Origin of the sequence: Streptomyces sp. NPDC058145, from assembly GCF_042884245.1 — a bacterium.
Taxonomy (GTDB): Bacteria; Actinomycetota; Actinomycetes; order Streptomycetales; family Streptomycetaceae; genus Streptomyces.
Genome location: NZ_JBHVUH010000005.1, coordinates 312,097 through 337,299 on the forward strand (window position 1 = coordinate 312,097; position 25,203 = coordinate 337,299).

22 protein-coding genes and 1 tRNA gene are annotated in these 25,203 nt (G+C 72.1%); 14 read left to right on the forward strand and 9 right to left on the reverse strand.

What is annotated here, in order from left to right:
- Positions 1–119: 119 nt before the first annotated feature.
- From ACFVVO_RS13880 to ACFVVO_RS13900, 5 genes are all read right to left on the reverse strand, one after another.
- Positions 120–725 carry a hypothetical protein gene (locus tag ACFVVO_RS13880; RefSeq protein WP_390054616.1) on the reverse strand — a complete coding sequence of 202 codons (606 nt, stop codon included), beginning with the start codon at positions 723–725 and terminating at the stop codon, positions 120–122.
- A 166-nt stretch (positions 726–891) separates the two neighbouring features.
- Positions 892–1,725 (reverse strand): S-methyl-5'-thioadenosine phosphorylase, encoded by an 834-nt coding sequence (locus ACFVVO_RS13885; RefSeq protein WP_390054617.1) that lies wholly within the window; start codon positions 1,723–1,725, stop codon positions 892–894.
- Between the two features lie 100 nt (positions 1,726–1,825).
- The gene (locus ACFVVO_RS13890) at positions 1,826–2,131 is read right to left on the reverse strand and encodes an FmdB family zinc ribbon protein (protein ID WP_390054619.1); all 306 of its coding nucleotides are present in this window, start codon (positions 2,129–2,131) and stop codon (positions 1,826–1,828) included.
- A gap of 67 nt (positions 2,132–2,198) precedes the next feature.
- The gene (locus ACFVVO_RS13895) at positions 2,199–3,497 is read right to left on the reverse strand and encodes an MFS transporter (RefSeq protein ID WP_390054621.1); all 1,299 of its coding nucleotides are present in this window, start codon (positions 3,495–3,497) and stop codon (positions 2,199–2,201) included.
- 279 nt (positions 3,498–3,776) lie between these two features.
- Positions 3,777–5,288: a potassium/proton antiporter gene (locus tag ACFVVO_RS13900; RefSeq protein WP_390054900.1), complete on the reverse strand. Its 1,512-nt coding sequence runs from the start codon at positions 5,286–5,288 to the stop codon at positions 3,777–3,779.
- Positions 5,289–5,490: 202 nt separating this feature from the next.
- Here ACFVVO_RS13900 and ACFVVO_RS13905 point away from each other — a divergent pair, with 202 nt between their 5' ends.
- Positions 5,491–8,301, forward strand: coding sequence for a penicillin acylase family protein (locus ACFVVO_RS13905; protein ID WP_390054623.1), 2,811 nt, complete (start codon positions 5,491–5,493; stop codon positions 8,299–8,301).
- A 68-nt stretch (positions 8,302–8,369) separates the two neighbouring features.
- Here the strand turns inward: ACFVVO_RS13905 and ACFVVO_RS13910 are convergent, their stop codons facing one another.
- Positions 8,370–8,990 carry a 5-formyltetrahydrofolate cyclo-ligase gene (locus ACFVVO_RS13910; RefSeq protein ID WP_390054625.1) on the reverse strand — a complete coding sequence of 207 codons (621 nt, stop codon included), beginning with the start codon at positions 8,988–8,990 and terminating at the stop codon, positions 8,370–8,372.
- 95 nt (positions 8,991–9,085) lie between these two features.
- Here ACFVVO_RS13910 and galU point away from each other — a divergent pair, with 95 nt between their 5' ends.
- The 7 genes from galU to ACFVVO_RS13945 all read left to right on the forward strand — a co-directional run bounded on the left by galU (position 9,086) and on the right by ACFVVO_RS13945 (position 14,724).
- Positions 9,086–9,997, forward strand: coding sequence for a UTP--glucose-1-phosphate uridylyltransferase GalU (galU, locus tag ACFVVO_RS13915; RefSeq protein WP_390054626.1), 912 nt, complete (start codon positions 9,086–9,088; stop codon positions 9,995–9,997).
- Positions 9,994–11,316 carry a gephyrin-like molybdotransferase Glp gene (gene glp / locus ACFVVO_RS13920; RefSeq protein ID WP_390054628.1) on the forward strand — a complete coding sequence of 441 codons (1,323 nt, stop codon included), beginning with the start codon at positions 9,994–9,996 and terminating at the stop codon, positions 11,314–11,316. The genes galU and glp overlap by 4 nt, the downstream gene beginning before the upstream one ends.
- 115 nt (positions 11,317–11,431) lie before the next feature.
- A complete protein-coding gene (gene moaC, locus ACFVVO_RS13925) occupies positions 11,432–11,944 on the forward strand; it encodes a cyclic pyranopterin monophosphate synthase MoaC (protein ID WP_390054630.1) in 513 nt (170 codons plus the stop codon).
- Positions 11,941–12,456, forward strand: coding sequence for a molybdenum cofactor biosynthesis protein B (locus ACFVVO_RS13930; RefSeq protein WP_390054631.1), 516 nt, complete (start codon positions 11,941–11,943; stop codon positions 12,454–12,456). Before moaC ends, ACFVVO_RS13930 begins: the two co-directional genes overlap by 4 nt.
- A 20-nt stretch (positions 12,457–12,476) precedes the next feature.
- Positions 12,477–13,103 carry a GNAT family N-acetyltransferase gene (locus tag ACFVVO_RS13935; RefSeq protein ID WP_390054633.1) on the forward strand — a complete coding sequence of 209 codons (627 nt, stop codon included), beginning with the start codon at positions 12,477–12,479 and terminating at the stop codon, positions 13,101–13,103.
- A gap of 185 nt (positions 13,104–13,288) precedes the next feature.
- The gene (gene glpR, locus ACFVVO_RS13940; protein WP_390054635.1) at positions 13,289–14,557 is read left to right on the forward strand and encodes a gephyrin-like molybdotransferase receptor GlpR; all 1,269 of its coding nucleotides are present in this window, start codon (positions 13,289–13,291) and stop codon (positions 14,555–14,557) included.
- Positions 14,558–14,650: 93 nt separating this feature from the next.
- Positions 14,651–14,724: transfer RNA gene (locus ACFVVO_RS13945), tRNA-Ala, on the forward strand.
- Between the two features lie 49 nt (positions 14,725–14,773).
- Here the strand turns inward: ACFVVO_RS13945 and ACFVVO_RS13950 are convergent.
- A complete protein-coding gene (locus tag ACFVVO_RS13950) occupies positions 14,774–15,250 on the reverse strand; it encodes a GNAT family N-acetyltransferase (RefSeq protein ID WP_390054637.1) in 477 nt (158 codons plus the stop codon).
- 67 nt (positions 15,251–15,317) lie between these two features.
- Between ACFVVO_RS13950 and ACFVVO_RS13955 the strand changes: the two genes are divergently transcribed.
- Positions 15,318–16,121 (forward strand): exodeoxyribonuclease III, encoded by an 804-nt coding sequence (locus ACFVVO_RS13955; RefSeq protein ID WP_390054639.1) that lies wholly within the window; start codon positions 15,318–15,320, stop codon positions 16,119–16,121.
- 18 nt (positions 16,122–16,139) lie between these two features.
- On the opposite strand, the gene ACFVVO_RS13960 is transcribed toward ACFVVO_RS13955, so the two are convergent.
- On the reverse strand, positions 16,140–16,760 hold the full coding sequence (locus tag ACFVVO_RS13960; protein ID WP_390054901.1) for a MerR family transcriptional regulator: 621 nt from the start codon (positions 16,758–16,760) through the stop codon (positions 16,140–16,142).
- Between the two features lie 189 nt (positions 16,761–16,949).
- On the opposite strand from ACFVVO_RS13960, the gene ACFVVO_RS13965 reads away from it, so the two are divergent.
- The 4 genes from ACFVVO_RS13965 to ACFVVO_RS13980 all read left to right on the forward strand — a co-directional run bounded on the left by ACFVVO_RS13965 (position 16,950) and on the right by ACFVVO_RS13980 (position 20,673).
- Positions 16,950–18,509, forward strand: a complete 1,560-nt coding sequence (locus ACFVVO_RS13965) for a flavin-containing monooxygenase (protein ID WP_390054641.1) — start codon at positions 16,950–16,952, stop codon at positions 18,507–18,509.
- The gene (locus ACFVVO_RS13970) at positions 18,506–19,462 is read left to right on the forward strand and encodes an alpha/beta fold hydrolase (RefSeq protein WP_390054642.1); all 957 of its coding nucleotides are present in this window, start codon (positions 18,506–18,508) and stop codon (positions 19,460–19,462) included. Before ACFVVO_RS13965 ends, ACFVVO_RS13970 begins: the two co-directional genes overlap by 4 nt.
- The gene (locus ACFVVO_RS13975) at positions 19,459–20,343 is read left to right on the forward strand and encodes an SDR family oxidoreductase (protein ID WP_390054644.1); all 885 of its coding nucleotides are present in this window, start codon (positions 19,459–19,461) and stop codon (positions 20,341–20,343) included. Before ACFVVO_RS13970 ends, ACFVVO_RS13975 begins: the two co-directional genes overlap by 4 nt.
- A gap of 87 nt (positions 20,344–20,430) precedes the next feature.
- On the forward strand, positions 20,431–20,673 hold the full coding sequence (locus ACFVVO_RS13980; RefSeq protein ID WP_390054645.1) for a hypothetical protein: 243 nt from the start codon (positions 20,431–20,433) through the stop codon (positions 20,671–20,673).
- Between the two features lie 353 nt (positions 20,674–21,026).
- Here the strand turns inward: ACFVVO_RS13980 and ACFVVO_RS13985 are convergent, their stop codons facing one another.
- Complete coding sequence (locus ACFVVO_RS13985) at positions 21,027–24,356, reverse strand: S41 family peptidase (protein WP_390054647.1); 3,330 nt, start codon at positions 24,354–24,356, stop codon at positions 21,027–21,029.
- 220 nt (positions 24,357–24,576) lie between these two features.
- On the opposite strand from ACFVVO_RS13985, the gene ACFVVO_RS13990 reads away from it, so the two are divergent.
- Positions 24,577–25,176, forward strand: coding sequence for a TetR/AcrR family transcriptional regulator (locus ACFVVO_RS13990; RefSeq protein WP_390054648.1), 600 nt, complete (start codon positions 24,577–24,579; stop codon positions 25,174–25,176).
- Positions 25,177–25,203: the final 27 nt, after the last annotated feature.

The window sequence follows — 25,203 nt, forward strand, 5'->3', positions numbered from 1 at the left end:
TGCACAGGACGCGGAACGAAACGCTCCGCAACCTACGGCACGGTGGGGTCCCCGTGTCCAATTCCGCAGCTTGTCCCAATGTCGGGAGAACAGACTGAAGGCGTAGTGGGCCGCGTGGCTCAGCACAGCGTCACCGCCAGCCGTGCCGTGGCGCTCGCGCCGACGAGCCCCGCCGCGACGGCTCGCGGCACCGACAGCACGACCAGGGCCCCGCTCTCGGCCGCCCCCGCCAGGGGCTCGGGTACCTTCGTCACCCGCGCGCCGCGCACGAGCACCCGGGCGGCGCCCCCGGCCGACGCGTCCTCGGCGGCGACGACGTCGACCCGGTCACCGGGCCGCAGCAGCCGCACGGTGGCGGCGTCCGCGATCCGCACCGGCGCCGTCACCAGGTCCGCCGCCCGAGGGGCTCGCACGGGACGCGTGACCGGATGCCCGCGGTCCGGGTCGGCCCGGAGCGGCTCGCCCGCGGTACGGGGACCTGCCGCCACCAGCGCGGCCGCGGTCACGACGAGGCCGGCCGTGAGGGCCCGCCCGCGTCGCCGTACCAGCCGCTCCAGCGCGCACCGCCCGCCGCGCACCCGCACCGGGGCGAAGGGCGGCACCTCACAGGTCGCCGGCGCGTCGGTGCCCAGCGGGAGGGGCAGCCGGACGACCGGCGGGGCGGGGGAGCGCGGGCGTGGGGAAGAGGGCGTGGAAGGAGCGGGGTACGACGAGGCCAGAGCCATGGGAATCACCGCCGGCGACGAGGGAATTCGGCTTGCGGTGCCACGATGACGCCTCGAGCCGGACCCCGCCGGCGCCGGTGGACGGCCGAGGAATTGTGGACAACTCGCCCACCCGAAGGGGTGATTGCCCAGAGGTGTCCCAGCCCGCCGGGCCCCGCCCCTCAGCTCACGGCAGGTCGAAGCCCGGGTTCATCCCGCCCAGCGCGTTCACGCACAGGCAGTCCCGCGCCCCGGTCTCCGGCAGCGCCGCCACCGCGTCGAACAGCACTTCCCGCAGCCGGTCCACGTTGGCCGCGAACACCTCGAGCACCTCCTCGTGCGAGACGCCCTCGCCGCTCTCCGCGCCCGCGTCCAGGTCGGTGACCAGGGTCAGCGACGTGTAGCAGAGCTCCAGTTCACGGGCGAGCGCCGCCTCGGGATGGCCGGTCATGCCCACCACCGACCAGCCCTGCGCCTGGTGCCACAGCGACTCGGCGCGGGTCGAGAAGCGCGGCCCCTCGACCACGACCAGCGTGCCGCCGTCCACCGGCTCCCAGTCCCGGCCGCGCGCCGCCTTGAGCGCGGCGGCCCGCCCGGTGGGGCAGTACGGATCGGCCATGGACACGTGCACCACGTCGGGCACCGTGCCGTCGGGCAGCGGCAGCCCGTCGAAGAAGGTCTGCGTCCTGGACTTCGTACGGTCGACGAACTGGTCCGGCACGAGCAGGGTGCCCGGTCCGTACTCGGGGCGCAGCCCGCCCACCGCGCAGGGGCCGAGCACCTGGCGGACGCCGACCGAGCGCAGCGCCCAGAGGTTGGCCCGGTAGTTGATGCGGTGCGGCGGCAGATGGTGGCCGCGGCCGTGCCGGGGCAGGAAGGCGACCCGCCGGCCGGCCAGCTCACCGAGGAAGAGGGAGTCGCTGGGCTGCCCGTAGGGGGTGTCCACCTGGACCTCGGTCACGTCCTCGAGGAACGAGTAGAAGCCCGAGCCGCCGATTACGCCGATCGCTGCGTTCGCCATGACGAGCAGATTAGCGGCCCGGGATGGGGCGGCGGAGCCGGTGCCGGGGTACACCGAAGGCCCCGCCGTCGCAGGACGGCAGGGCCCGGGGAGCGGGAGCTCAGGCCGCGGAGGTGCTGGTGGACCCGGACGACGACGTCGTCGAGGGCGACGAGGACGCCGACGAGGACGACTTCGCGTCGGACGAGGAGCCGGCCGGCTTCGACGCCGGGCTGCTGCTCGACGAGGAGCCGCGGGAATCGTTGCGGTAGAAGCCGGAGCCCTTGAAGACGATGCCGACGGCGGAGAACACCTTCTTCAGGCGGCCACCGCAGCCGGGGCACTCGGTCAGGGCGTCGTCGGTGAACTTCTGCACCGCCTCGAGGCCCTCGCCGCACTCGGTGCACTGGTACTGGTAGGTCGGCACTGTCTTCCTCCTGGCACTCTCACTCGATGAGTGCTAACGACGGTCCATAGTGACGTATTCCCGGGGATCAGTCCACCGTGACGGGGACGCGGTGACCGACGCCACGTGCGACCGTGCGGCTCTGCGGCCGGGTGGTCAGCCGTGAACGCAGGGCCACCAGGGTGACCAGCGCGAGCACCGTACCGGCCATCGGCACCAGGAATCCGGCACCGCCCCACAGCCGGTCCTCCAGTTGCCCGGCGACCGTGACCGCCGCCGCCTGGCCGAGCGCGACGGCCCCGGTCAGCCAGGTGAACGCCTCGGTCCGGGCCTCGGCCGGGACCAGGCCCTCCACCAGCGTGTAGCCGGTGATCAGGGCCGGTGCGATGCACATGCCGACCAGCAGGCCGAGGCCGGCCAGCAGCGGCACCGAGTGCGCCGTCCACAGCGCCGACGCGGTCAGCGCGAGCCCGGTGTAGCCGAGGACCAGGCGGCGCTGCGGCGCGGCCTTCCAGGCGATCGCGCCGCAGACGACGCCGGAGAGCATGTTGCCCGCGGCGAAGACGCCGTAAAGGACGCCGTTCAGGCCGGGCTCGCCGATCGACTCGGTGAACGCGGCCAGCGACACCTGCATGCCGCCGAAGACCGCCCCGATGCCCAGGAACGTCACGACCAGCACACGTACGCCGGGGACGCGCAGAGCGGAGTCGTGCCGCACGCGCGCGTGCCCGCTCTCGGCGCTCACCGGCGGCTGCGTGCTCCTGCTCGCGGCGAACAGCAGGCCGCCGACGAGGGTCAGCGCGGCCTCGGTCACCAGGCCCGCGGACGGGGTGACGGCGGTGCACAGCGCGGTCGCCAGCAGGGGACCGAAGACGAAGGTCAGCTCGTCCGTGACGGACTCGAAGGCCGCCGCGGTGGTCATCAGCGGCGAGCCCTGGAGCTTCACGCCCCAGCGCGCGCGCACCATGGGGCCGACCTGCGGGACCGAGGCGCCGGTCGGCACGGCCGCCACGAACAGTGCCCACAGGGGTGCGTGCGCCAGCGCGAGCGCCGTCAGGGTCAGGCCCGACAGCGAGTGCACCAGGACACCGGGGACGAGCACGGCGCGCTGCCCGTAGCGGTCGGCGAGGCGGCCGCTGTAGGGGGCGAACAGCGCCATGGAGACGCCGGTGGCGGCCGCGGCGGCGCCGGCGGCGCCGTACGAGCCGGTGGTGTGCTGTACCAGCAGCACGATGGAGATGGTGAGCATCGCGAACGGCTGGCGCGCCGCGAAGCCGGGGAGCAGGAACGTCCAGGCGCCGCGGGTGCGCAGCAGCTGTCCGTATCCGGGGCGGGGCGGCGCCGGCGAGGTCTTCTCCGGGTCGGAGGTGGTGACCGTGGATCCCACGGCCGTGCCTTTCTGCCGCCTGGTAGCGCGGGTCCCGTGCGGGTCCGGGCGCCGAGAGCTGTCCTCTTGCGCGGAACTGCGGTAGATACCGGTGCCCACGATGAGTGGGGACGACCCGGCCGCCATACGGTCGCGCCAGCTCTGCGTCAGGCAGAGTTGGTTCGATCAGGGTGCGCCTTCATCGTACAGGGATCACCGGATCGCGGACCTGTGAAAACGAGCACCACCAGGGGGTGCCACCTGGGATTACGGGCGGTGTGAACGGTACGAAACCCCCGCTTAACGGGAGCCGCCCGCCCCGGCCCCGTCCGTGCCCAGCCAGTCCGCCAGCTTGCCGCCCTGCGCGACCGCGCGCAGACGCCGTTCCGCCGCGTCGCGCACGGGGTCGGTGGCGACCACGAGAAGCTCGTCCCCGTGTCGCAGCACCGTCGTGGGCAGCGGGACAAACGATTTCCCCTCGCGGACGACGAGAGTGACGGCGGCGCCGGGCGGCATCCGCAGCTCGTTGACCTCGACGCCGTGCATCCGGGAGCCCTCGGTGATCGCGAGGGACAGCAGATGGCCGCGCAGCCGCTCCAGGGGTGCCGACTCGATGCCGAGGTCGGAGGGTTCGCCCTGCTCGCCCAGGCGCAGCGTGCGCGCCAGCCAGGGCAGGGTCGGGCCCTGGAGGAGGGTGTAGACGACGACCAGTACGAAGACGATGTTGAAGATGCGGCGGCTGCCCCCGACGCCCGTCACCATCGGAATGGTCGCCAGGATGATGGGCACGGCGCCGCGCAGCCCCGCCCACGACATCAGTGCCTGTTCCGACCACGGAACCCGGAACGGGGCCAGGCTGAGCACCACGCTCAGCGGCCGGGCCACCATGGTCAGTACCAGCCCGATGATCAGCGCCGGCCAGACGTCGTCGCCCAGCTCGTGCGGAGTGACGAGCAGGCCGAGCAGGACGAACATGCCGATCTGGGCGATCCAGCCGAGCCCCTCGGCGAAGCCGCGTGTGGCGGGCCAGTGCGGGAGCCGCGCGTTGCCCAGCATCATCGAGGCCAGGTAGACGGCGAGGAAGCCACTGCCGTGGGCCAGCGCCCCGGCCGCGTACGCCGTGACGGCGATGGCCATGACGGCGATCGGGTAGAGGCCGGAGGCGGGCAGCGCGACGTGCCGCAGGCCCCAGGAGCCGAACCAGCCCACCGCGAGGCCCATGGCGGCGCCGATGGCCAGCTCCAGCGCGATCTCGCCCAGCAGGACGTACCAGTGCTCGAACGGGCCGGTCGCGGCGAAGGCGACGACCAGGATGACCACCGGGGCGTCGTTGAAGCCGGACTCCGCCTCCAGCGTGCCCGTCACGCGCGCGGGCAGCGGGATGCGCCGCAGCACCGAGAAGACCGCCGCCGCGTCCGTCGACGACACCACCGCGCCGATGATCAGCGCCGTCCGCCAGTCCAGCCCCACCAGATAGTGCGCGCCCGCCGCCGTGACCCCGACGCTGATCCCGACCCCCACCAGGGCCAGCACGGAGGCCGACGCCAGAACCGGCCGGATCTCCTTCCACTTCGTGCCGAGACCGCCCTCGGCGAGGATCACGACCAGGGCCGCGTACCCGATGACCTGGGTCAGCGCGGCGCTGTTGAAGCCCACGTGACCGAGGCCGTCCTGGCCCATGACGACGCCGATGCCCAGGTAGACGAGCAGGCTGGGGAGCCCGCTGCGCGAGGAGATCCGGACGGCCGCGACGGCGACGAGGAGGACGACGGAGCAGACGAGCAGGAGCTGGTTGAGGTGGTGAACGTTCAGCGGCGGTTCCTCCCCTTGGTTCTCCGGTTACTTCGTTACCTTACCTAACTCTTGACGCTTTCTTGACGCTTGCCGAGGCAAGATCGAACGCCCGTGCGTGCCGGTTCCCGACTCCGCGTCAAGCGCGATCGGGCCCTGCGCCTATGGTTGCTCCAGCACTCCAGGACCGCCTGCCGCTCGCGTTAGGACAGCAAGGACAGCGATGCCCCCCAACACCACCGCCACAACGGGTGACACCGCCACGACGGGTGTCGCGCCCAGCACGACCGGGAGGAAGAAGGGGCGCAAAGCCCGGCTCCTCGTGCTGGTGCTCGTCCTGGCCATCATCGGCGGCATCGCCTACGGGGGGTACTGGTCGATCAGCACGGTCCGGGCCTCCTTCCCGCAGACCAAGGGCTCGATCACGCTCGACGGCCTGTCGGGCCCCGTGGACGTCGAACGCGACGGCAACGGCATCCCGCAGGTCTACGCCTCCTCCGACGAGGACCTGTTCATGGCGCAGGGCTACGTCCAGGCGCAGGACCGGTTCTACGAGATGGACGTGCGCCGGCACCTGACCTCCGGGCGCCTGTCGGAGATGTTCGGCAAGAGCCAGGTCAAGAACGACGAGTTCCTGCGCACGCTCGGCTGGGACCGGGTCGCCAAGCAGGAGTACGACACCAAGCTGTCGCCCTCCACGAAGAAGTACCTCCAGGCCTACGCCAAGGGCGTCAACGCCTACCTCAAGGGCAAGGACGGCGCGGAGATCTCCCTCGAGTACGCCGCCCTGGGCTTCACCAACGACTACAAGCCGGCCGAGTGGACCCCGGTCGACTCCGTCTCCTGGCTGAAGGCCATGGCCTGGGACCTGCGCGGCAACATGCAGGACGAGATCGACCGCGCCCTGATGACCAGCCGCCTGGCCCCGCAGAAGATCGCGGACCTCTACCCGGAGTACCCCTACAGCCGCAACAAGCCGATCGTGCAGGAGGGGCAGTACAGCGAGCTGTCCAGAACCTTCCAGCAGAGCGGCGCCGCGAGCGGCTCGCAGGGCACGACCGGTTCCCAGGGCACGACGGGTACGGGCACGGGCACGGCGGGCGTGACCGGCACCCGGAGCACGGCCGGCTCGGCCCTCACCAGCCAGCTCGCGGGCCTCTACAAGGTCCTCGACGACGTTCCCGCCGCCGTCGGCGTGAACGGCCAGGGCATCGGCTCCAACTCCTGGGTGGTCTCCGGGAAGTACACCATCACCAAGAAGCCGCTGCTGGCCAACGACCCGCACCTGTCGGCGTCGCTGCCGTCCGTCTGGTACCAGATGGGCCTGCACTGCCGGAGCGTCTCCGCCAAGTGCCAGTACGACGTCACCGGCTACACGTTCGCCGGCATGCCCGGTGTGGTCATCGGCCACAACGCGGACATCGCCTGGGGCATGACCAACTCCGGTGTCGACGTCAGCGACCTGTACCTGGAGAAGCTCTCCGGCGTGGGCTACCAGTACGACGGCCAGGTGCGGCCCTTCAAGACCCGCGAGGAGACCATCAAGGTCGCCGGCGGGGACGCGAAGAAGATCGTCGTACGCCAGACCGCCGACGGCATGCCCCTGCTGTCCGACCGTGACGACGAACTCGTCCAGGTCGGCCGACGGGCCACCGTCAACACCGCGGCCCCCGACCGCGGCGACGGCTACGGCATCGCCCTGCGGTGGACCGCGCTCGACCCGGGCACCTCGATGGACGCCGTGTTCGCCCTCGACAGGGCGGCCGGATGGAGCGACTTCCGGGCGGCGGCCGCCCTGTTCGACGTGCCCTCGCAGAACCTGATCTACGCCGACACCAAGAACCACATCGGCTACACGCTGCCCGGGAAGATCCCCACCCGCTCCTCGGCCGCCGACGGCTCCGTCCCGGTGCCGGGCTGGGACGCCAAGTACCGCTGGACCGGCTTCGTCAAGGATGACGAGCTGCCCTACGAGTACGACCCCGAGCGCGGCTACATCGTCACCGCCAACCAGGCCGTGGTCGACAAGGACAAGTACCCCTACACGCTGACCACCGACTGGGGCTACGGGACCCGCAGCCAGCGCATCACCGACCTGATCGAGTCCAAGATCAAGGACGGCGGCAGGATCTCCACCGACGACATGCGGCAGATGCAGATGGACAACAGCAGCGAGATCGCCAAGCTGCTGGTGCCCAAGCTGCTGAAGATCAACCTGGACGACAAGGCCGTCCGCGACGCCCAGAAGCTGCTCGAGGGCTGGGACTACACCCAGGACGCCGACTCCGCCGCGGCCGCGTACTTCAACGCCGTCTGGCGCAACGTCCTCAAGCTCGCCTTCGGCAACAAGCTCCCCAAGGAGCTGCGCGTCAAGGGGCAGTGCCTGTGGGTCGACAAGACCGGCAGCACCGGGCCGGTCGACGACGACGGCAAGGTGCGCGAGTGCGGTGAGCGCGACGCCGACCAGGCGCAGCCGGACGGCGGCGACCGCTGGTTCGAGGTCGTGCGCAAGCTGATGGACAAGCCGGACAGCGACTGGTGGAAGACGCCCGAGCGGGGCACGCGCCCCGCGGCGACCGACCGCGACTCGCTGTTGGCCCGGGCCATGATCGACGCCCGCTGGGAGCTGACCTCCAAGCTCGGCAAGGACATCGACACCTGGAGCTGGGGCCGGCTGCACCGCCTGTTCCTGAAGAACCAGACGCTCGGCACCGCGGGCCCCAAGGCCCTGCAGTACGTCCTCAACCGCGGCCCCTGGAAGCTCAGCGGCGGCGAGGCCACCGTCAACGCCTCGGGCTGGAACGCCGCCGGCGGCTACAACGTCGTGTGGGTGCCGTCCATGCGGATGGTGGTCAACCTCGCCGACCTCGACAAGTCCAAGTGGATCAACCTGACCGGCGCCTCCGGGCACGCCTTCAGCGCCCACTACACGGACCAGACGGGCAAGTGGGCCAAGGGTGAACTCCTGCCCTGGTCCTTCTCCCACACGGCGGTCGGCAAGAGCACGAGCGACACCCTCGTCCTCAGGCCGTGAGCCCCTGACGCACGAACGCCGGAGGCCCTCCACGCGCGCGTGGAGGGCCTCCGGCGTTCGTGGCCCGCTCAGGCGTCCGTGAAGCGGCGCACGCCCGACGGCGTCGCCACGGCGTGCACCGGCCGGTCGTGGGCCTGCGCCGGGACCCGGTCGACGACCTCCGTGTCGTACAGCAGCACCACGAGCGCGGGCCCCGCGCCCGCGCGCTCCAGCCGCGCGAGCACCCGGTCGTACGATCCTCCGCCGCGTCCCAGGCGCATCCCGCGCGCGTCGACCGCGAGCCCGGGCAGCAGGACGGCGTCCGCGCCGGTCACGGCGGCCGGGCCGAGACGCTCGCCGGAGGGCTCGAACAGGGCCATTTTTCCGCCATGTTGAATCCGCGCGAGGGAGTCCGGGCCGGTGTACTCTCCCCAGTCCAGATCGTTGTCGGGCAGGAGGACGGGGAGCAGGACACGTACGCCTCGCGCGCGCAGGGCGTCCAGCAGGGCGAGCGTGCCGGGCTCCGTGCCGACGGAGACGTAGGCCGCCACCGTGCGCGCATCCGCCAGTTCGGGCAGCTCCAGAGCGCGCCCCGCCAGCGCTTCGCCCGCCGCCCGGACGACATCCTCCGTCAACCTGTTCCTCGCCGCGAGGAACTCCCGCCGCAACGTTCGCTTGTCAGGCTCGGCCGTGCGTCCGTCGTGTTCCACTGGTCGTTTCGCACTCCTTTCTCAATGTGCTCATATGAGGGCCAAGTAACCGGAGCCACAGATTCCTTACAAAGGCACCGGATAAGGTTGCGGGCATGACTCAGTCGCACCCCAGGATCAGCAAGGCTGTCATCCCCGCAGCAGGCCTCGGCACCCGGTTCCTGCCGGCCACCAAGGCCACTCCCAAGGAGATGCTGCCGGTCGTGGACAAGCCGGCGATCCAGTACGTGGTCGAGGAGGCCGTGTCGGCGGGGCTCGACGACGTCCTCATGATCACCGGACGCAACAAGCGCCCCCTCGAGGACCACTTCGACCGCAACTACGAGCTCGAATCGGCGCTCCAGAAGAAGGGCGACGCCGCGCGGCTCGCGAAGGTGCAGGAGTCCAGCGACCTGGCCACCATGCACTACGTGCGCCAGGGCGACCCCAGGGGCCTCGGCCACGCCGTGCTGTGCGCGGCCCCGCACGTCGGCCAGGAGCCCTTCGCCGTGCTCCTCGGCGACGACCTGATCGACCCCCGCGACCCGCTGCTCCAGCGCATGATCGAGATCCAGGAGCAGCACGGCGGCAGCGTGATCGCCCTCATGGAGGTCGCGCCGGAGCAGATCCACCTCTACGGCTGCGCGGCGGTGGAGGGCACCCCCGACAGCGACGTGGTCAAGGTGACCGGGCTGGTCGAGAAGCCGGACCCGGCCGACGCCCCCTCCAACTACGCGGTCATCGGTCGTTACGTGCTCGACCCGCACGTCTTCGACATACTCCGCAAGACCGAGCCCGGCCGCGGCGGCGAGATCCAGCTCACCGACGCCCTCCAGCAGCTCACCGAGGACGAGAAGGTCGGCGGCCCGGTGCACGGCGTCGTCTTCGAGGGCCGCCGCTACGACACCGGCGACCGTGGCGACTACCTGCGTGCCATTGTCAGACTGGCGTGCGAACGTGAGGATCTGGGCCCGGACTTCCGGACCTGGCTCCGCAGTTACGTAGCCGAGGAGATGCAGCAACGTTGAGCAGCGCCGCGACCCGCCCCGCCGGCCCGGACGACCTGTGGTCGGTGGACGACCACCTGGAGGACGTCCTCAGCAGCGTCCGCCCCCTCGAACCCATCGAGCTGCAACTGCTCGACGCCCAGGGCTGCGTCCTGGTCGAGGACATCACGGTGCCGGTCTCCCTGCCGCCGTTCGACAACAGCTCCATGGACGGGTACGCGGTACGGGTCGCGGACGTCGCGGGCGCCAGTGAGGAGTTCCCGGCCGTCCTCGAGGTCGTCGGCGACGTCGCGGCGGGCGCGGGTGAGCCGGTGCGGGTCGGACCCGGCCAGGCCGCCCGCATCATGACCGGCGCACCGCTGCCGCCCGGCGCCGAGGCCGTCGTACCCGTGGAATGGACCGACGGCGGGCTCGGCGAGGGGCCCGTCACCGGGATGCGGGCGCAGAGCCTGGCACCGGAGGGCGCCGAGGGGCAGGTGCGCGTGCACCGCCCCGCCGAGGCACGCGCGCACGTGCGGGCCAAGGGCAGCGACGTGAAGGCCGGCGACCTGGCCCTGGAGGCCGGGACGGTCCTCGGCCCGCCGCAGCTCGCGCTGCTCGCCGCGGTCGGCCGGGGCACGGTGCGGGTGCGCCCGCGCCCGCGCGTGGTCGTGCTGTCCACGGGCAGCGAACTCGTCCAGCCCGGAGAGGCACTGGCGAACGGCCAGATCTACGACTCCAACAGCTTCGCCCTCACCGCGGCCGCCCGGGACGCGGGCGCCATCGCCTACCGGGTCGGCGCCGTCGCCGACGACGCCGACACCCTCCGGTCCGCCATCGAGGACCAGCTCGTCCGCGCCGACCTGATGGTCACCACGGGCGGGGTGAGCGTCGGGGCGTACGACGTCGTCAAGGAGGCGCTGTCCTACGCCGGGGACGAGGACGAGCCGGGCAGCGGGGTGGAGTTCCGCAAACTCGCCATGCAGCCCGGCAAGCCCCAGGGCTTCGGCTCCATCGGCCCCGACCACACCCCCCTGCTGGCCCTGCCCGGCAACCCCGTCTCGTCGTACGTCTCCTTCGAGCTGTTCGCCCGTCCCGTCATCCGTACCCTGATGGGCCTGGAGGACGTCCACCGGCCCCGCACCCGCGCCACCCTGGCGGCGGACGGGCCGCTGCGCTCGCCCAGGGGACGGCGGCAGTTCCTGCGCGGCAGCTACGCCGACGGCACGGTGCGCCCCGTGGGCGGCGCCGGCTCCCATCTGGTCGCGGCGCTGGCGCAGGCCGACGCGCTGATCGTCGTCCCCGAGGACGTGGAGTCCGTCGAGCCGGGCACCGAGGTGGAGGTCGTGCTGCTCGGCTGAGCGCCCCCCCGGGGGGTCCTGGCCCGGTGCCCGGTCCGGCTTGGCGGTACCGTGTCGCGCACAGCAGGCCCGTGCACCGCACCGCGACGGGCCCGGACCAGGAGCGCCACACAGCATGACTGAGCATTCCCGGGGGGACACCCCCGGAGCCGCCGCACAGGACCGACTGACGCACATCGACGCGGCGGGCGCGGCCCGCATGGTCGACGTGTCCGGCAAGGACGTGACCGCCCGCACCGCGCGCGCGAGCGGCCGGGTCCTGGTGTCACCCCGGGTGGTCGAGCTGCTGCGCGGTGAGGGCGTCCCCAAGGGCGACGCCCTGGCCACCGCGCGCATCGCGGGCATCATGGGAGCCAAGCGCACCCCGGACCTGATCCCGCTGTGCCACCCGTTGTCGGTGTCCGGTGTGAAACTGGACCTGTCGGTAACGGACGACGCCGTGCGGATCGAGGCCACCGTCAGGACGACGGACCGCACGGGCGTCGAGATGGAGGCCCTCACCGCGGTGACGGTCGCCGCGCTCACCGTGATCGACATGGTCAAGGCGGTCGACAAGGGAGCGGTCATCACGGACGTACGGGTCGAGGAGAAGACGGGCGGCAAGTCGGGCGACTGGAGCCGGGCATGAGCGCCGGGCCGTACCGCGCGCTGGTCGTCACCGCCTCCAACCGGGCCGCCGCCGGGGTCTACGAGGACAAGGGCGGCCCCCTGATCGCCGAGGGCCTCGCGAGCCTCGGGTTCGCCGTCGACGGGCCGCGGGTCGTGCCCGACGGGGACCCCGTGGCGGCGGCGCTGCGGGAGGCCGTGGCGGCCGGTTACGACGTGGTCGTCACCACCGGCGGCACCGGCATCTCGCCCACCGACCGCACTCCCGAGGCGACCCGGCAGGTGATCGACCGCGAGGTGCCGGGCATCGCCGAGGCGATCCGGGCGTTCGGACGGGCGAAGGTGCCCACCGCCGCGCTCTCCCGCGGACTGGCCGGGGTGGCGGAGGGGACGCTGATCGTCAATCTGCCGGGCTCCAGCGGCGGGGTGCGGGACGGTCTCGCCGTCCTGGAGCCGCTGCTGGTCCACGCCGTCGACCAGATCCGCGGCGGTGACCACCCCAGACCCGGTGCCGGCAGTGGGGGTGCGAGCTGAACAGCCCGTCCTGGCCCGTCGTGCTGGCGGACGGCGATGTCGTCCTCCGGCCGATAAAGCTGCGCGACCAGCGGGTCTGGCGCGAGGTCAACCGGCGCAACCGCGACTGGCTGCGCCCCTGGGAGGCGACCATCCCGCCGCCCACGCCCAGCGGGCCGATCACCCACCGGCCGACCTACCGGCAGATGGTCCGGCACCTCAGGTCCGAGGCCAACGCGGGCCGGATGCTGCCGTTCGTCATCGAGTACCAGGGGCAGCTCGTCGGGCAGTTGACGGTCGCCGGGATCACCTGGGGCTCGATGTGCTCCGGTCACGTCGGCTACTGGGTGGACGAGGCGGTGGCCGGGCGCGGGGTGATGCCGACGGCGGTCGCGCTCGCGGTCGACCACTGTTTCCGCACCGTCGGACTGCACCGCGTCGAGGTCTGCATTCGCCCCGAGAACCGGCCCAGCCGCCGGGTCGTGGAGAAACTCGGATTCCGCGAGGAGGGGCTGCGGCCGCGTTATCTGCACATCGACGGAGCGTGGCGCGACCACCTCGTCTACGCGCTCACGGCGGAAGAGGTGCCCGACGGTTTGCTCGCGCGCCGGCAGCGGGCACGATCCGAGCGGGGACGGCGGGAGAACACGCCGCGGAATCCCGCGTGACCCTGAAATTGAATATATGTTCGAAATTGATCGCCCGATGACCGCCTCGGGGCATTCAATTCGCGACTTCCCGCGGTCCACTGATCGCATCGGTCGCAAAAAAAGCTCGAAATATCAGCCAGATCGTGCGACACACCGGCCCAATTGGCGGATGGCCTCACGCAAACCCCTCTACCGTGTGAGACGTGAGCAGCAGCGGCCTCATCTACGCAGTCATCGTCGGGGCCTGGGCCGCCTACTTGGTGCCGATGTGGCTCCGTAGGCAGGACGAGCTGAACGAGGCCCGTCCGACGGAACGCTTCAGCACCGCCATCCGGCTGCTGTCCGGACGGGCGGGTATGGAGCGCCGGTACGCCAAGGACCTGCGGGCGCGCTCCACCCAGGAGGGGGAGCCGGACGCCGGTGACCCGGACGCCGTCACCGACTCGGTGGACGTCCGGTCCTTCGCCATGCCTCCGACCCGCCGTCAGGTACGCGCCGACGTCGAACCCGAGCAGGCGGGCCGGGCCGAACCGGCGCGCGACCAGTTGGGCACCCCGGCGCCCAAGTCGCCCCCCGCCACGCCCAAATCCTCGCCCGCGCCGAAGTCCGCGTCCACGACCGGCTCCGTGTCCGTGCCCGCGCAGGCCCGGGTGCCCGCCCCGCGGAACACGGCCTCGGCCGAGGCGGCCGCAGCGCGCGCCCGGCGCTCGAAGGTGCTCGCGCGCCGTCGGCGCACCACCGTGATGCTGTTCATCGCCTTCACCGCCGGCGCCATCGTCGCCGCCGTCGGCGGTCTCGCCTTCCTCTGGGCGCCCGGCGTGCCCGCCCTCATGCTCAGCGGGTACATCGGGTACCTGCGCACGCAGGAGCGCCGCCGCTTCGCCTACCACATGGACCGCCGCCGCGCCGAGGACGCCGCCCGCAGCCTGCGCGAGCGCCAGCCGCGCCGGCGCGTGCCCCTGGACGCGGACCCGGTCGCCGCCGAACCGGACGAGGAGCCGGCGACCGGAACCGGCACCGGCATGTCCGCGCTCGCCGCCGACCGCCGTGCCCTCGTCGAGCAGACCGACCACGCCGAATGGGTCGACCAGCAGCGCGAGCGGCAGCGCCGGCCCGGCCACGGGGACAGCTGGGACCCGGTACCGGTTCCGCTGCCCACGTACGTGACCGCACCGGTCGCGCCCCGGGCCACCTCCGACGTCGACCTCGGCGCGCCCGACACCTGGAGCTCGGCGCGCTCGGGCCCGCTGGTGCCGGAGCAGGACGGCCACGCGCCGGACGCCGAGGCGGACCGGTCGGCCGCCGAGCGCGAGCCGGCCGACGGCCGCGGCGACTCCGTCCCGGCCGCCCGGTCCCGCTCGCGCGGGGCGGCCTCCGGCACGGCTTCCGCACGCCGGGCGCGCGAACGCGGACGCACCCCGCTCTTCGACCAGTACGAGGACGGCGACCGCCCGCGCGCGGCCAACGAGTGACAGCCGTGATCCCCCTGGAAGGCCGCCCCTGACCAGTCAGGGAACGGATTTCCAAGCACCCCGACGGGGATGCTAGAGTTTCACTCGTTGCAAGGGCCTGTGGCGCAGTCCGGTAGCGCACCTCGTTCGCATCGAGGGGGCCAGGGGTTCAAATCCCCTCAGGTCCACGCATCATGAAGCCCCAGTCGGCGAAAGCCGACTGGGGCTTCGTCGTGTTCACAGCCGCTTCGCGTAGCAGAGGCTCTCCTCGTAGTGGCGGTAGTAGCCGAACTTGGTGCAGGGCTCGTAACCGCTCGACGCGTACAGGGCGATGGCCTCCGGCTGCTTGGTGCCGGTCTCCAGGACCATGCGGACGCGGCCGGCCATGCGGGCGTCCTCCTCCAGGGCCGCGAGAATGCGGCGGGCGAGGCCCAGGCCGCGCATCCCGTCAACGACGAACATGCGCTTGAGCTCGGCGTCGCCGTCCTCATTGCCCTCGCCGTTGCTGTCCTGGCTGCGCCAGCCGCCGGTGGCGACCGGCCGGTCGCGCTCGTCGTACGCGATCAGGTACGCGCCCCTGGGTGGGTCGAAGTCGGCGGCGTCGAGCACCGTGGCGTCGCCGCCGTCGCCGTAGCGCAGGTGGTACTCCTCCTGGACCACGTCGTTGAGCTTGACGGCGTCGGGGTGGTCGAAACGAACACGGCGTATATTCATTCTGGGCATCGTACTTCTATGCATAGGGAGAAACTGACCTCGACCAGTGTGCCGGTATCGTGCCCGGGTGCTGACTGTGACCTCGGTGAATGTGAACGGACTGCGGGCCGCCGCCAAGAAGGGCTTCGTGGAGTGGCTGGCCCAGACCTCCGCGGACGTCGTCTGCCTGCAGGAGGTGCGCGCCGAGCCGCACCAGTTGCCGGAGGGGGTCCGGCAGCCCGACGGCTGGCACGTCGTGCACGCCCCGGCCGCCACCAAGGGGCGCGCGGGTGTCTCGCTGTACACGCGCCGCGAACCCGACCGCGTCCGCATCGGCTTCGGCTCGGCGGAGTTCGACGGCAGCGGGCGCTACGTGGAGGCCGACCTGCCCGGCGTCACCGTCGCCTCCCTCTACCTCCCCTCCGGCGAGGTCGGCACCGAGCGCCAGGACGAGAAGTTCCGCTTCATGGACGAGTTCCTGGTCCACCTCGGGGGGCTGCGCGAGCGGGCCGCCGCCGACGGACGCCATGTGGTGGTCTGCGGCGACTGGAACATCGCCCACCAGCGGGCCGACCTCAAGAACTGGCGCGGCAACACCAAGAACTCCGGCTTCCTCCCCGAGGAGCGGGACTGGCTCACCCGCGTCCTCACCGCCGGGGACGGCGGCTACGTGGACGTCGTACGCGCCCTGCACCCGGACGCGGAGGGCCCGTACACGTGGTGGTCGTACCGGGGGCGGGCCTTCGACAACGACACGGGATGGAGAATCGACCTCCACGCGGCCACGCGGGGGCTCGCGGACCGGGCGGTCAAGGGGTTCGTCGAGCGCGCGGCGACGCACGCCGAGCGGTGGAGCGACCACGCGCCGGTGACCGTCGTGTACGACCTCTGAGAGCCCCTGGCGGCCCGCTCAGCCCCGCTTGCTGATCCGCCGGTCCAGGGCCAGGGAGAGTTCCGCCTCCACGACGCTGCGGGCCAGGGGGCGCAGGCGATGGAGGTCCTCCTCGGGAGCGTGGCGGAGGATCATGTCGGTGAAGAGGGTGGCGAGGGCGTCGGCGTGTTCGCGGACGCGTTTGCCGGCCGCCAGGACCTCCGCCAGGGGTATGCCCTCGCGGACCAGGGCGGAGGAGACGTCCAGCAGGCGGCGGCTGATGTGGACGATCTCGTCGCCGTCGGTGCCCAGATAGCCCAGGTCCATGGCGGCGGCCAGGTTCTCCGGGGTGACCTCGCCCTCGAAGCGGGCGGCGAGTTCCTCAGGGGTGAGGCGGACCGGCTCCTCCTCGGTGGGGGTGCCGACGCCGAGGAGGTCGGCGACGTCGCGGCCCTGGTCGAGGGCCTCCGCGAGTTCCGCGATGCCGGTGAGGGTGTGGCCGCGCTCCAGGAGCGCCGCGATGGTGCGCAGGCGGGCCAGGTGGTGGTCGTCGTACCAGGCGATGCGGCCCTCCCGGCGGGGTGGCGGGATCAGCTTGCGTTCGCGGTAGAAGCGCAGGGTGCGCACGGTGATGCCGGCCAGACGGGCCAGTTCCTCCATGCGGTACTCGCGTGCCCCGCCGCCCTGCTCGACCTCGTGTCCGCCGTCGTCCGTCACGGTCGCAGCCTATGTTGTACCGCCGGTAACTTTCCCTTTCGCACCCCCTGCCGCTCGGTACGCGCCTGCTCTACAGTCCCATTGCGCCAGTGTTCACTGGCAGAGTCCAAGGCGATGCGTGGAGGCTTCGGGATGGCCGAGCACGAGCATGTACGGGTGGCGGTGATCGGGTCCGGGTTCGGCGGACTGGGGGCCGCGGTGCGGCTGCGCCGCGAGGGGATCACCGACTTCGTCGTCCTGGAGCGGGCCGACAGCGTCGGCGGCACCTGGCGGGACAACAGCTACCCCGGGTGCGCCTGTGACGTGCCCTCCCATCTGTACTCCTTCTCCTTCGCGCCCAACCCCGACTGGCCGCGCACCTTCTCCGGCCAGGAGCACATCCGCGCCTATCTGGAGCACGTCACCGACGTCTTCGGGCTGCGCCCGCACATCCGCTTCGGCGCCGAGGTGAAGCTGATGCGCTGGGACAGCGAGCGGCTGCGCTGGGAGATCGAGACCGCGCGGGGCACGCTCACCGCCGACGTGGTCGTCTCCGCCACCGGCCCGCTGTCCGACCCGAAGGTCCCCCGGATCCCGGGGCTCGAGTCCTTCCCCGGCAAGGTGTTCCACTCGGCCCGCTGGGACCACGACTACGACCTGCGCGGCAAGCGTGTCGCCATGGTCGGCACCGGGGCCTCCGCCATCCAGATCGTGCCCGCCATCCAGCGCCAGGCCGGCCGGCTCACCCTCTTCCAGCGCACCCCGCCCTGGGTGATGCCGCGCATGGACCGTGCCATCAGCGCGGCCGAACGCCGGCTGCACCAGGCGCTGCCGTTCACCACCCGGCTCAGGCGCGGCCTGCTGTGGGGCATCCGGGAGCTCCAGGTGCAGGCGTTCACCAAGCACCCCGACGAGCTCGGCCTGGTCGAGCAGCTCGCCAAGCGCAACATGGCCCGCGCCGTCAAGGACCCGGCGCTGCGCGCCAAGCTCACCCCCGACTACCGCATCGGCTGCAAGCGGATCCTGCTGTCCAGCGAGTACTACCCGGCGCTGGCCCGGCCCAACGTGGACGTCGTCGCGAGCGGGCTCAGCGAGATCCGCGGCTCCACCGTCGTCGCGGCCGACGGCAGCGAGGCGGAGGTCGACGCGATCATCTTCGGCACGGGCTTCCACGTCACGGACATGCCCATCGCCGAGCGTGTGGTCGGAGCCGAGGGTGTCACGCTCGCCGAGACCTGGAAGAGCGGCATGCAGGCGCTGCGCGGTGCCTCGGCCGCCGGGTTCCCGAACTGGATGACGATCATCGGGCCCAACACCGGCCTCGGCAACTCCTCGATGATCCTCATGATCGAGTCCCAGCTCAACTACATGGCGGACTACCTGCGTCAGCTCGACGTGCTGGGGGTCCCCCCAGGCCCTCAAGGCACTGGGGGAGGCCGTACCGCCCTCGACGCGCGGCCCGCCGCCGTCGACGCCTGGAACCACAAGGTCCAGGAGCGCATGAAGCGGACCGTGTGGAACACCGGTGGCTGCACGAGCTGGTACCTCGACCCGAGCGGCCGCAACACCACCATCTGGCCCGGTACGACGGCGGAGTTCCGGCGCGCGACCCGGCGGGTGGACCTGGCGGAGTACGAGGTCGTCCGGCAGTCCGGCGCCCGGACCGCCGACGCCGGTCCGGTGGCGGGGCAGCAGAGCGAGGCCGCCGTATGAGCCGGATCACCGCGGTGGCCTCCGGCCCGTACGCCCCGCCGGTGCCGTCCCGCACCCTCACCGTCGTCTCCGCCGACGGCGCCCGGCTGCACGCCGAGGTGCACGGCCCCGAGGACGCGCCGCCCGTCGTCCTCTCCCACGGCTGGACCTGTTCGACCGCGTTCTGGGCGGCGCAGATCCGGGAGTTGGCGGCCGACCACCGGGTGATCGCCTACGACCAGCGGGGGCACGGGCGCAGTCCGGCGAGCCACGCATGCACCACCGAGGCGCTGGCGGACGACCTGGAGGCGGTGCTCGCCCAGACCCTCGCGCCCAAGGAGAAGGCGCTGGTCGTCGGCCATTCCATGGGCGGGATGACGGTCATGGCCGCCTCCGCGCGCCCCCGTTTCCGCGAACACGCCGCGGCCGTCCTGCTGTGCAGCACCGGCAGCTCCCGGCTGGTCGCCGAGGCGCGCGTGGTGCCGCTGCGCGCCGGGCGGGCACGCACCTGGCTCACCGGGCGCGTGCTCAGCTCGCGCGCCCCGCTCGGGCCGGTCACGCCTCTGGCGATGCGCGTCCTCAAGTACGGCACCATGGGCGCCGGTTCGGCCCCGCACATGGTGGAGGCGTGCGCGCGGATCGTGCACGCCTGCCCGCGCACCGTGCGCCACGCCTGGGCGGGCATGCTCGCGGCGCTCGACCTCGACCACGGGGTACGGGAGTTGCGCGTGCCCACCGCGGTGCTGCACGGCGCCGCCGACCGGCTGACGCCCGTCGCGCACGCCCACGCGCTGGTCGCCGCGCTGCCCCGGTGTCTGGGTCTCACCGAGCTGCCCGGCGTCGGCCACATGTCTCCCGTGGAGGCCCCGGAGCAGGTGACCGGGAGCATCCGGGAGCTCGTCACCACCTACGTCACGGGGGACGCCCCCGTCTCCCGTTCCACCGTCGTGCAGCAGGTCAAGGAGGGCGCATGAGCAGGGTCAGCCTCGAGGGACAGGTCGCCGTCGTCACCGGAGCGGCGCGCGGCGTCGGCGAGTTGCTCGCCCGCAAGCTCTCCGCACGCGGCGCCAGGGTCGCGCTGGTCGGTCTGGAGGAGGACGCGCTCAAGGAGGTCTCCGGACGGCTGCACAGCGAGAGCGGGCACTGGCACGCCGACGTCACCGACCACGAGGCGATGAGCCGGGTGGCGCAGGAGGTGAAGGCACGCTTCGGCAAGGTCGACATCGTCGTCGCCAACGCCGGTGTGGCGACCGGGGGGCCCTTCATCGACTCCGACCCGGAGGCCTGGCGGCGGGTGATCGAGGTGAACCTGATCGGTTCGGCGGTCACGGCCCGCGCGTTCCTGCCGGTGCTGGTCGAGAGCCGGGGCTATCTGCTGCAGATCGCCTCGCTCGCCGCGATCACCCCGGCGCCGATGATGTCGGCGTACTGCGCCTCCAAGTCGGGGGTGGAGGCGTACGCGCACAGTCTGCGGGCCGAGGTCGGCTACCAGGGTGTCCGGGTGGGCGTCGGGTACCTGTCCTGGACCGACACCGACATGGTGCGCGGCGCCGACCAGGACGACGTGATGCGGGAACTCAGGCAACGGCTGCCGTGGCCGTCGAACAAGACCTACCCGCTGGGCCCGGCGGTGGACCGGATCGTCGCCGGCATCGAGCGGCGCTCGGCACATGTGTACGGGCAGTGGTGGCTGCGCGGCATGCAGGGTGTGCGCGGCTATCTGCCGGCGCTCATCGGAACCGTCGGCCAGCGCGAGATGCGGCGGTTCGCGCCCCGCCTTCAGGGGATGCGTTCCGGACTCGTCGGCGCAGGTGGGGAGGCCGACGAGGCGGCCCGCGCTACGCAGCGTAACTGATCGACATGCGCAGCGTGTTGGCCCGTGTGAATCTGGTCGAGGCCCCAGCGGGGGCCGACCCCCCACCCACTTCGGGAGTGAACCCACATGGGTATGAAGGACCAGTTCAGCGAGAAGACCAACGACCGGCAGGACCAGGCCCGCGAGAAGGCCGGTCAGGCCCGGGAGAAGGCCGGTCAGGGTCAGCGCGGCCCGCAGCAGGGTCAGCACGGGCAGCAGCAGGGTCAGCGAGGCCACCAGCAGCCTGAGCGGGGCCGCCAGAACATGCGCGACACCGAGGGCTCGGAGCGGGAGATGGACGACCGCTTCGACGCCGACTACGACGCGTAACGCTGCGCTTGGCTTCGGCCGGTTAGGCAGCTTGGGGTGCCCTCCGATTCTTTCGGGGGGCACCCTGCTGTTTGGGGTGCGGGGCGGTGCGTTGTGGGGTGGGGGTGGTGGGGTGCGTTGTCGGGTGCGGGTGCGTGGGGGCTTGTCGCGCAGTTCCCCGCGCCCCTGGAAGATTTCGCCGTTCCCCGTGCTGCTGGAAGATCTCGCAGTTCCCCGTGCTGCTGAGGAGTCGTGGCGTTCCCGCGCCCTGGAAGATTGCGCGGTTCCCCGCGCCCCTTGGGTGACGGCGCCGTTCCCTGTGCCGCTGAGCGATTGCGCAGTTCCCTGCCCCCTGGAAGCGGGCCGAGTGTGGCCTAGGTGCCGGGTCTCGGGGGGAGTTGGGGGCGGGGGGTGTTGGGGACGTCGGTGTAGTCGGGGGGTTGGGCCGCGGGGTTGGTCTGGAGGAGTTCCAGGGCCAGTTGGACCGCGTCGTCGAGTTGGGCGTGCCGGCCTTCGGCCCAGTCCAGCGGGGTGCGCAGGATCTCCAGGTCCGGGGTCACGCCGTGGTTCTCCACGGACCAGCCGTAGGCGTCGAACCAGGCGGCGTTCATCGGGACCGTGATCACCGTTCCGTCGCCCAGCCGGTGCCGTCCGGTCATGCCGACCACGCCGCCCCAGGTGCGCTGGCCGACGACCGGACCCAGCTTGAGCAGTTTGAAGGCGGCGGTGATCATGTCGCCGTCGGAGGAGGTCGCCTCGTCGGCGAGGGCCACGATCGGGCCCCGGGGCGCGTTCGAGGTGTACGACACCGGCTGCGCGTTGCGGGTCAGGTCCCAGCCGAGGATCGTGCGGCTGAGGGTCTCGATGACGAGTTCGCTGATGTGCCCGCCCGCGTTGCCGCGCACGTCCACGATCAGCGCCGGCCGGGACACCTCCATGCGCAGGTCCCGGTTGAACTGGGCCCAGCCGGAGCCGCCCATGTCGGGGATGTGCAGATAACCGCAGCGGCCGCCGCTCAACTCCCTGACGACCTCACGGCGTTTGGCCACCCAGTCCTGGTAGCGCAGCGGCCGCTCGTCGATGAGCGGCACGATGGCGACCCGCCGGGCCCGCCCCGGCTCGCCCGGCGGCGGGGTGAACGTCAGCTCCGTCGTCGTACCGCCCGAGCCCGCGAGCAGCGGATACGGCCCGGTCACCGGATCGACGGGGCGGCCGTCCACGTGGGTCAGTACGGCGCCCTCGCGGATGCCCGTGCCGGCCAGCGGCGAGCGCGCCTTGGAGTCGGAGGAGTCGCCGGGCAGGACGCGCTTGACGGCCCAACCGCCCTCCCGCTCGACCAGGTTGGCGCCGAGCAGGCCCTGCCAGCGCTGGTAGTGGGGCGGTCCCTCGTTGCGGCGGGCGGCGGTGACGTAGGCGTGCGAGGTACCCAGCTCGCCGAGGACCTCGCGCAGCAGGTCGGCGAAGTCGTCGGGGGAGGCGACCTGCTCGACCAGGGGCCGGTACTGGTCGAGCACCCCGTCCCAGTCGATGCCGCACATTCCGGGGTCCCAGAAGTAGGCGCGGATGAGACGGCCGGCCTCGTCGTAGGCCTGGCGCCACTCGGCGGGCGGATCGGCGTGGTGCACGATGCGGCGCAGGTCGATCCAGACGGTCGTGTCGCCGTCGCCGGGCTCGGTCGACGGCACCGCCCGCAGGTCGCCCTCGTCGACGACCATCAGCCGGGTCGCGTCCCCGCTCACCGCGAACCAGTCCAGGTGGTCGACCAGTTCGGACTTCTTGGCCTTGGCGATGTTGAAGTACTCGAGCGTCGGCCGGCCGCTGATGTCGGCCGGGTTGGCGAAGGTCTCGCCGAGCGCCCCGGAGATGGGCCAGCGCAGCCAGACCAGGCCCCCGCCGGCCACCGGGTACAGCGCGGAGTACTTGGAGGCGACGACCGGGAACGGGGTCACCCGGTTCTCCAGGCCCTCCACCTCCACGATCACCGCGCCGCCCTCCCCGCCGCCCTCGTCCTCGAGCGGGTCGAGCCCCCCGGCGGCCGGGCGGCCCTCGGGGTTCAGGGCGAACGGGGAGGGGGTCGCCGAGGAGAGCGGGACCAGGTACGGGCGGCAGCCCAGCGGGAAGGACAGGTCGCCGGTGTGGACGTCGTACACCGGGTCGAAGCCGCGCCAGGACAGGAAGGCGAGGTAGCGGCCGTCGCGGGTGAAGACGGGGTTCTCGTCCTCGAAGCGGCCGTTGGTGACGTCCACGATGTGCCGGTCCTTGATGCGGGCCAGCTTGATCTGCCGCAGCGAGCGGCCGATCCCTGGGTGGGACCAGGTGATCCAGGAGCCGTCGGGGGAGAAGGCGAGGTCGCGGACGGGCCCGTTGGCGGACCGGATCAGCTCGGTGACCCGGCCGTCCGGGACCGCTGCGGCCCCGCCGCCGGAGTCCCCGGAGTCCCCGGAGCCCGCCGAGTCCTCGTCGGCGGACCCCTCGATCCCCTCGGCCCCCTCCTCATTCACGACGTCGATCAGCAGCAGCCGTCCGTCGTGGGAGGCGACAGCCAGCCGTTCGCCCAGCGGGTCGGACACCATCTCCAGGACCCTCCCCAGCTCGCCCCGGCCAAGCCGGCGCGTGGCGCGGTCGCCGGAGGCGCGGGGGAGCCGGGCGATCTCCACGGCGTCCTCGCCCTCGGCGTCCGTCACGTACGCCACCTGCCCGGTGGGGCCGAGCATCTCCGGCAGCCGGACCCGGACCCCCGGCGTGTCCGTGATCGTGCGGGACGGGCCGTCCCGGTGCGTGAGCCAGTACAGGCTGCCCCGGACGACTACCGCGCTGGCCCGCCCGGTCTCGTCCACCGAGATGCCGTCCACGTGCTGCGCGGCCGGCACCTGGTGCCGGCGGCGCCCCGCGCGCGGGCCGCCGAGCCGGATGTCGAGCCTGCGCGGCATGGCGTTCGGGGCGAAGTCCTCCACGAGCCACAGCTCGCCCGCGCACTGGTAGACCACCCGGGTGCCGTCGCTCGACGCGTGCCGGGCGTAGAAGGCGTCGTGGTCGGAGTGACGGCGCAGGTCGGAGCCGTCGTACGCGCAGGAGTAGAGGTTGCCGACGCCCTCGTGGTCGGAGAGGAAGGCGATCCGGCCGCCGACGAACATGGGGGAGTGCAGATGCCCGCCGATGTCCGGCAGCAGCCGCTGCCCGTGCAGCCAGAGCCGGCCCATGGCGCCGCCCCGGTACCGCTTCCAGGAGGCCGGTTCGTGCGGCGGGGTGCCGGTGAGCAGCAGGCTCCTGCGCTCGCCGTCGATGTCGGCGACCTGGATGTCGGAGACCGGGCCCCAGGGAAGTCTGCGGCCCGGCGCGCCGTCCGCGGTCAGCTTGTAGGCCCAGGTGAAGTAGGAGAAGGGCTCGCCGTGGGAGGTGACGGCGAGGATGTCGCCGTCCGGGGTCCAGCCGCACACCTGCGTGTCGGCACTGCCCCAGTACGTGAGCTGCCGTGCCGGTCCGCCGTCGACGGCGACGAGGTGGATCTCGGGCACGAGGCTGCGCCAGGTGGCGCAGGCGATCCGGCGGCCGTCGGGCGAGAAGCGGGGGTGTCCGGTCTTGGCGCGGTCCACGGTCAGCCGCCAGGCCCGGCCCGGGGAGTCCAGGGGGGCCAGCCAGAGGTCGTCCTCGGCCACGAAGCACAGCAGGTCGCCGTTGAGGTGGGGCAGGCGCAGATAGCTCACCTCCCCATGCTTTTCCGGGGGAGGGGGCCCAGCAACCGGAGCGGACCGGGGCGCGGCGGGGAGCGGAACCGGAGCCGGCCTGGCACCACTTACGGAAATCCGACAGGCGTGACCCAGCACACGAACGAAACCGTTTCGTTTCGCTTGCGGGCGGGGTACATTCGTCGTGTACGAAACCGTGTCGTTCCAAGCGGGCAGCCGCATCGGGAAGGTGAGAGACATGACTGAGGCCGCCACCGCGCGTCGCAGTCGGATCACGCCCGAACGCGAGGCCGAGTTGTACGAGGCCGTGCTCGACCTGCTCCGCGAAGTCGGTTACGACGCCCTCACCATGGACGCCGTGGCCGCCCGTACCCGGTCCAGCAAGGCCACGCTCTACCGCCAGTGGGGCGGCAAGGCCGAACTGGTCGTGAAGGCCATCCGGCACGGCAAGCCCGACCGGATCGGTGAGATCGACACGGGCTCGCTCCGGGGCGACCTGCACGCGCTGGTGCTGCTCGAGGACGACTGCACCATCGAGCAGAACTCGGCGCTCATGCGGGGCGTCGCCATGGCGATGCACAACAACCCGGATCTGCGCGAGGCCTTCCGGGCCCAGCTCGTGGAGCCGGAGATCTCCGGCTTCCACCAGGTGATCCAGCGTGCGATCGACCGGGGCGAGGTCCGCCCGGACTGTCCCGCGCTCGACTTCCTGCTGCACATGATGGTCGGCGGCTTCGCCACCCGGGCGCTGCTCGACGACCAGCCGCCCACCCGGGCCTTCCTCACCTCGTACATCGACGCCGTGGTCCTCCCCGCCCTCGGCGTCACCACCTCCTGATCACGCTGATCATCCCCTGATCGCTCT

Bases quoted from the DNA above. Each gene is read 5' to 3' on its own strand.
- ACFVVO_RS13880 (WP_390054616.1), bottom strand. From the start codon at position 725: ATGGCTCTGGCCTCGTCGTACCCCGCTCCTTCCACGCCCTCTTCCCCA.
- ACFVVO_RS13885 (WP_390054617.1), bottom strand. From the start codon at position 1,725: ATGGCGAACGCAGCGATCGGCGTAATCGGCGGCTCGGGCTTCTACTCG.
- ACFVVO_RS13905 (WP_390054623.1), top strand. From the start codon at position 5,491: ATGCCCCCCAACACCACCGCCACAACGGGTGACACCGCCACGACGGGT.
- galU (WP_390054626.1), top strand. From the start codon at position 9,086: ATGACTCAGTCGCACCCCAGGATCAGCAAGGCTGTCATCCCCGCAGCA.
- moaC (WP_390054630.1), top strand. From the start codon at position 11,432: ATGACTGAGCATTCCCGGGGGGACACCCCCGGAGCCGCCGCACAGGAC.
- ACFVVO_RS13930 (WP_390054631.1), top strand. From the start codon at position 11,941: ATGAGCGCCGGGCCGTACCGCGCGCTGGTCGTCACCGCCTCCAACCGG.
- ACFVVO_RS13950 (WP_390054637.1), bottom strand. From the start codon at position 15,250: ATGAATATACGCCGTGTTCGTTTCGACCACCCCGACGCCGTCAAGCTC.
- ACFVVO_RS13960 (WP_390054901.1), bottom strand. From the start codon at position 16,760: ATGGAGGAACTGGCCCGTCTGGCCGGCATCACCGTGCGCACCCTGCGC.
- ACFVVO_RS13965 (WP_390054641.1), top strand. From the start codon at position 16,950: ATGGCCGAGCACGAGCATGTACGGGTGGCGGTGATCGGGTCCGGGTTC.
- ACFVVO_RS13970 (WP_390054642.1), top strand. From the start codon at position 18,506: ATGAGCCGGATCACCGCGGTGGCCTCCGGCCCGTACGCCCCGCCGGTG.
- ACFVVO_RS13975 (WP_390054644.1), top strand. From the start codon at position 19,459: ATGAGCAGGGTCAGCCTCGAGGGACAGGTCGCCGTCGTCACCGGAGCG.
- ACFVVO_RS13980 (WP_390054645.1), top strand. From the start codon at position 20,431: ATGGGTATGAAGGACCAGTTCAGCGAGAAGACCAACGACCGGCAGGAC.
- ACFVVO_RS13990 (WP_390054648.1), top strand. From the start codon at position 24,577: ATGACTGAGGCCGCCACCGCGCGTCGCAGTCGGATCACGCCCGAACGC.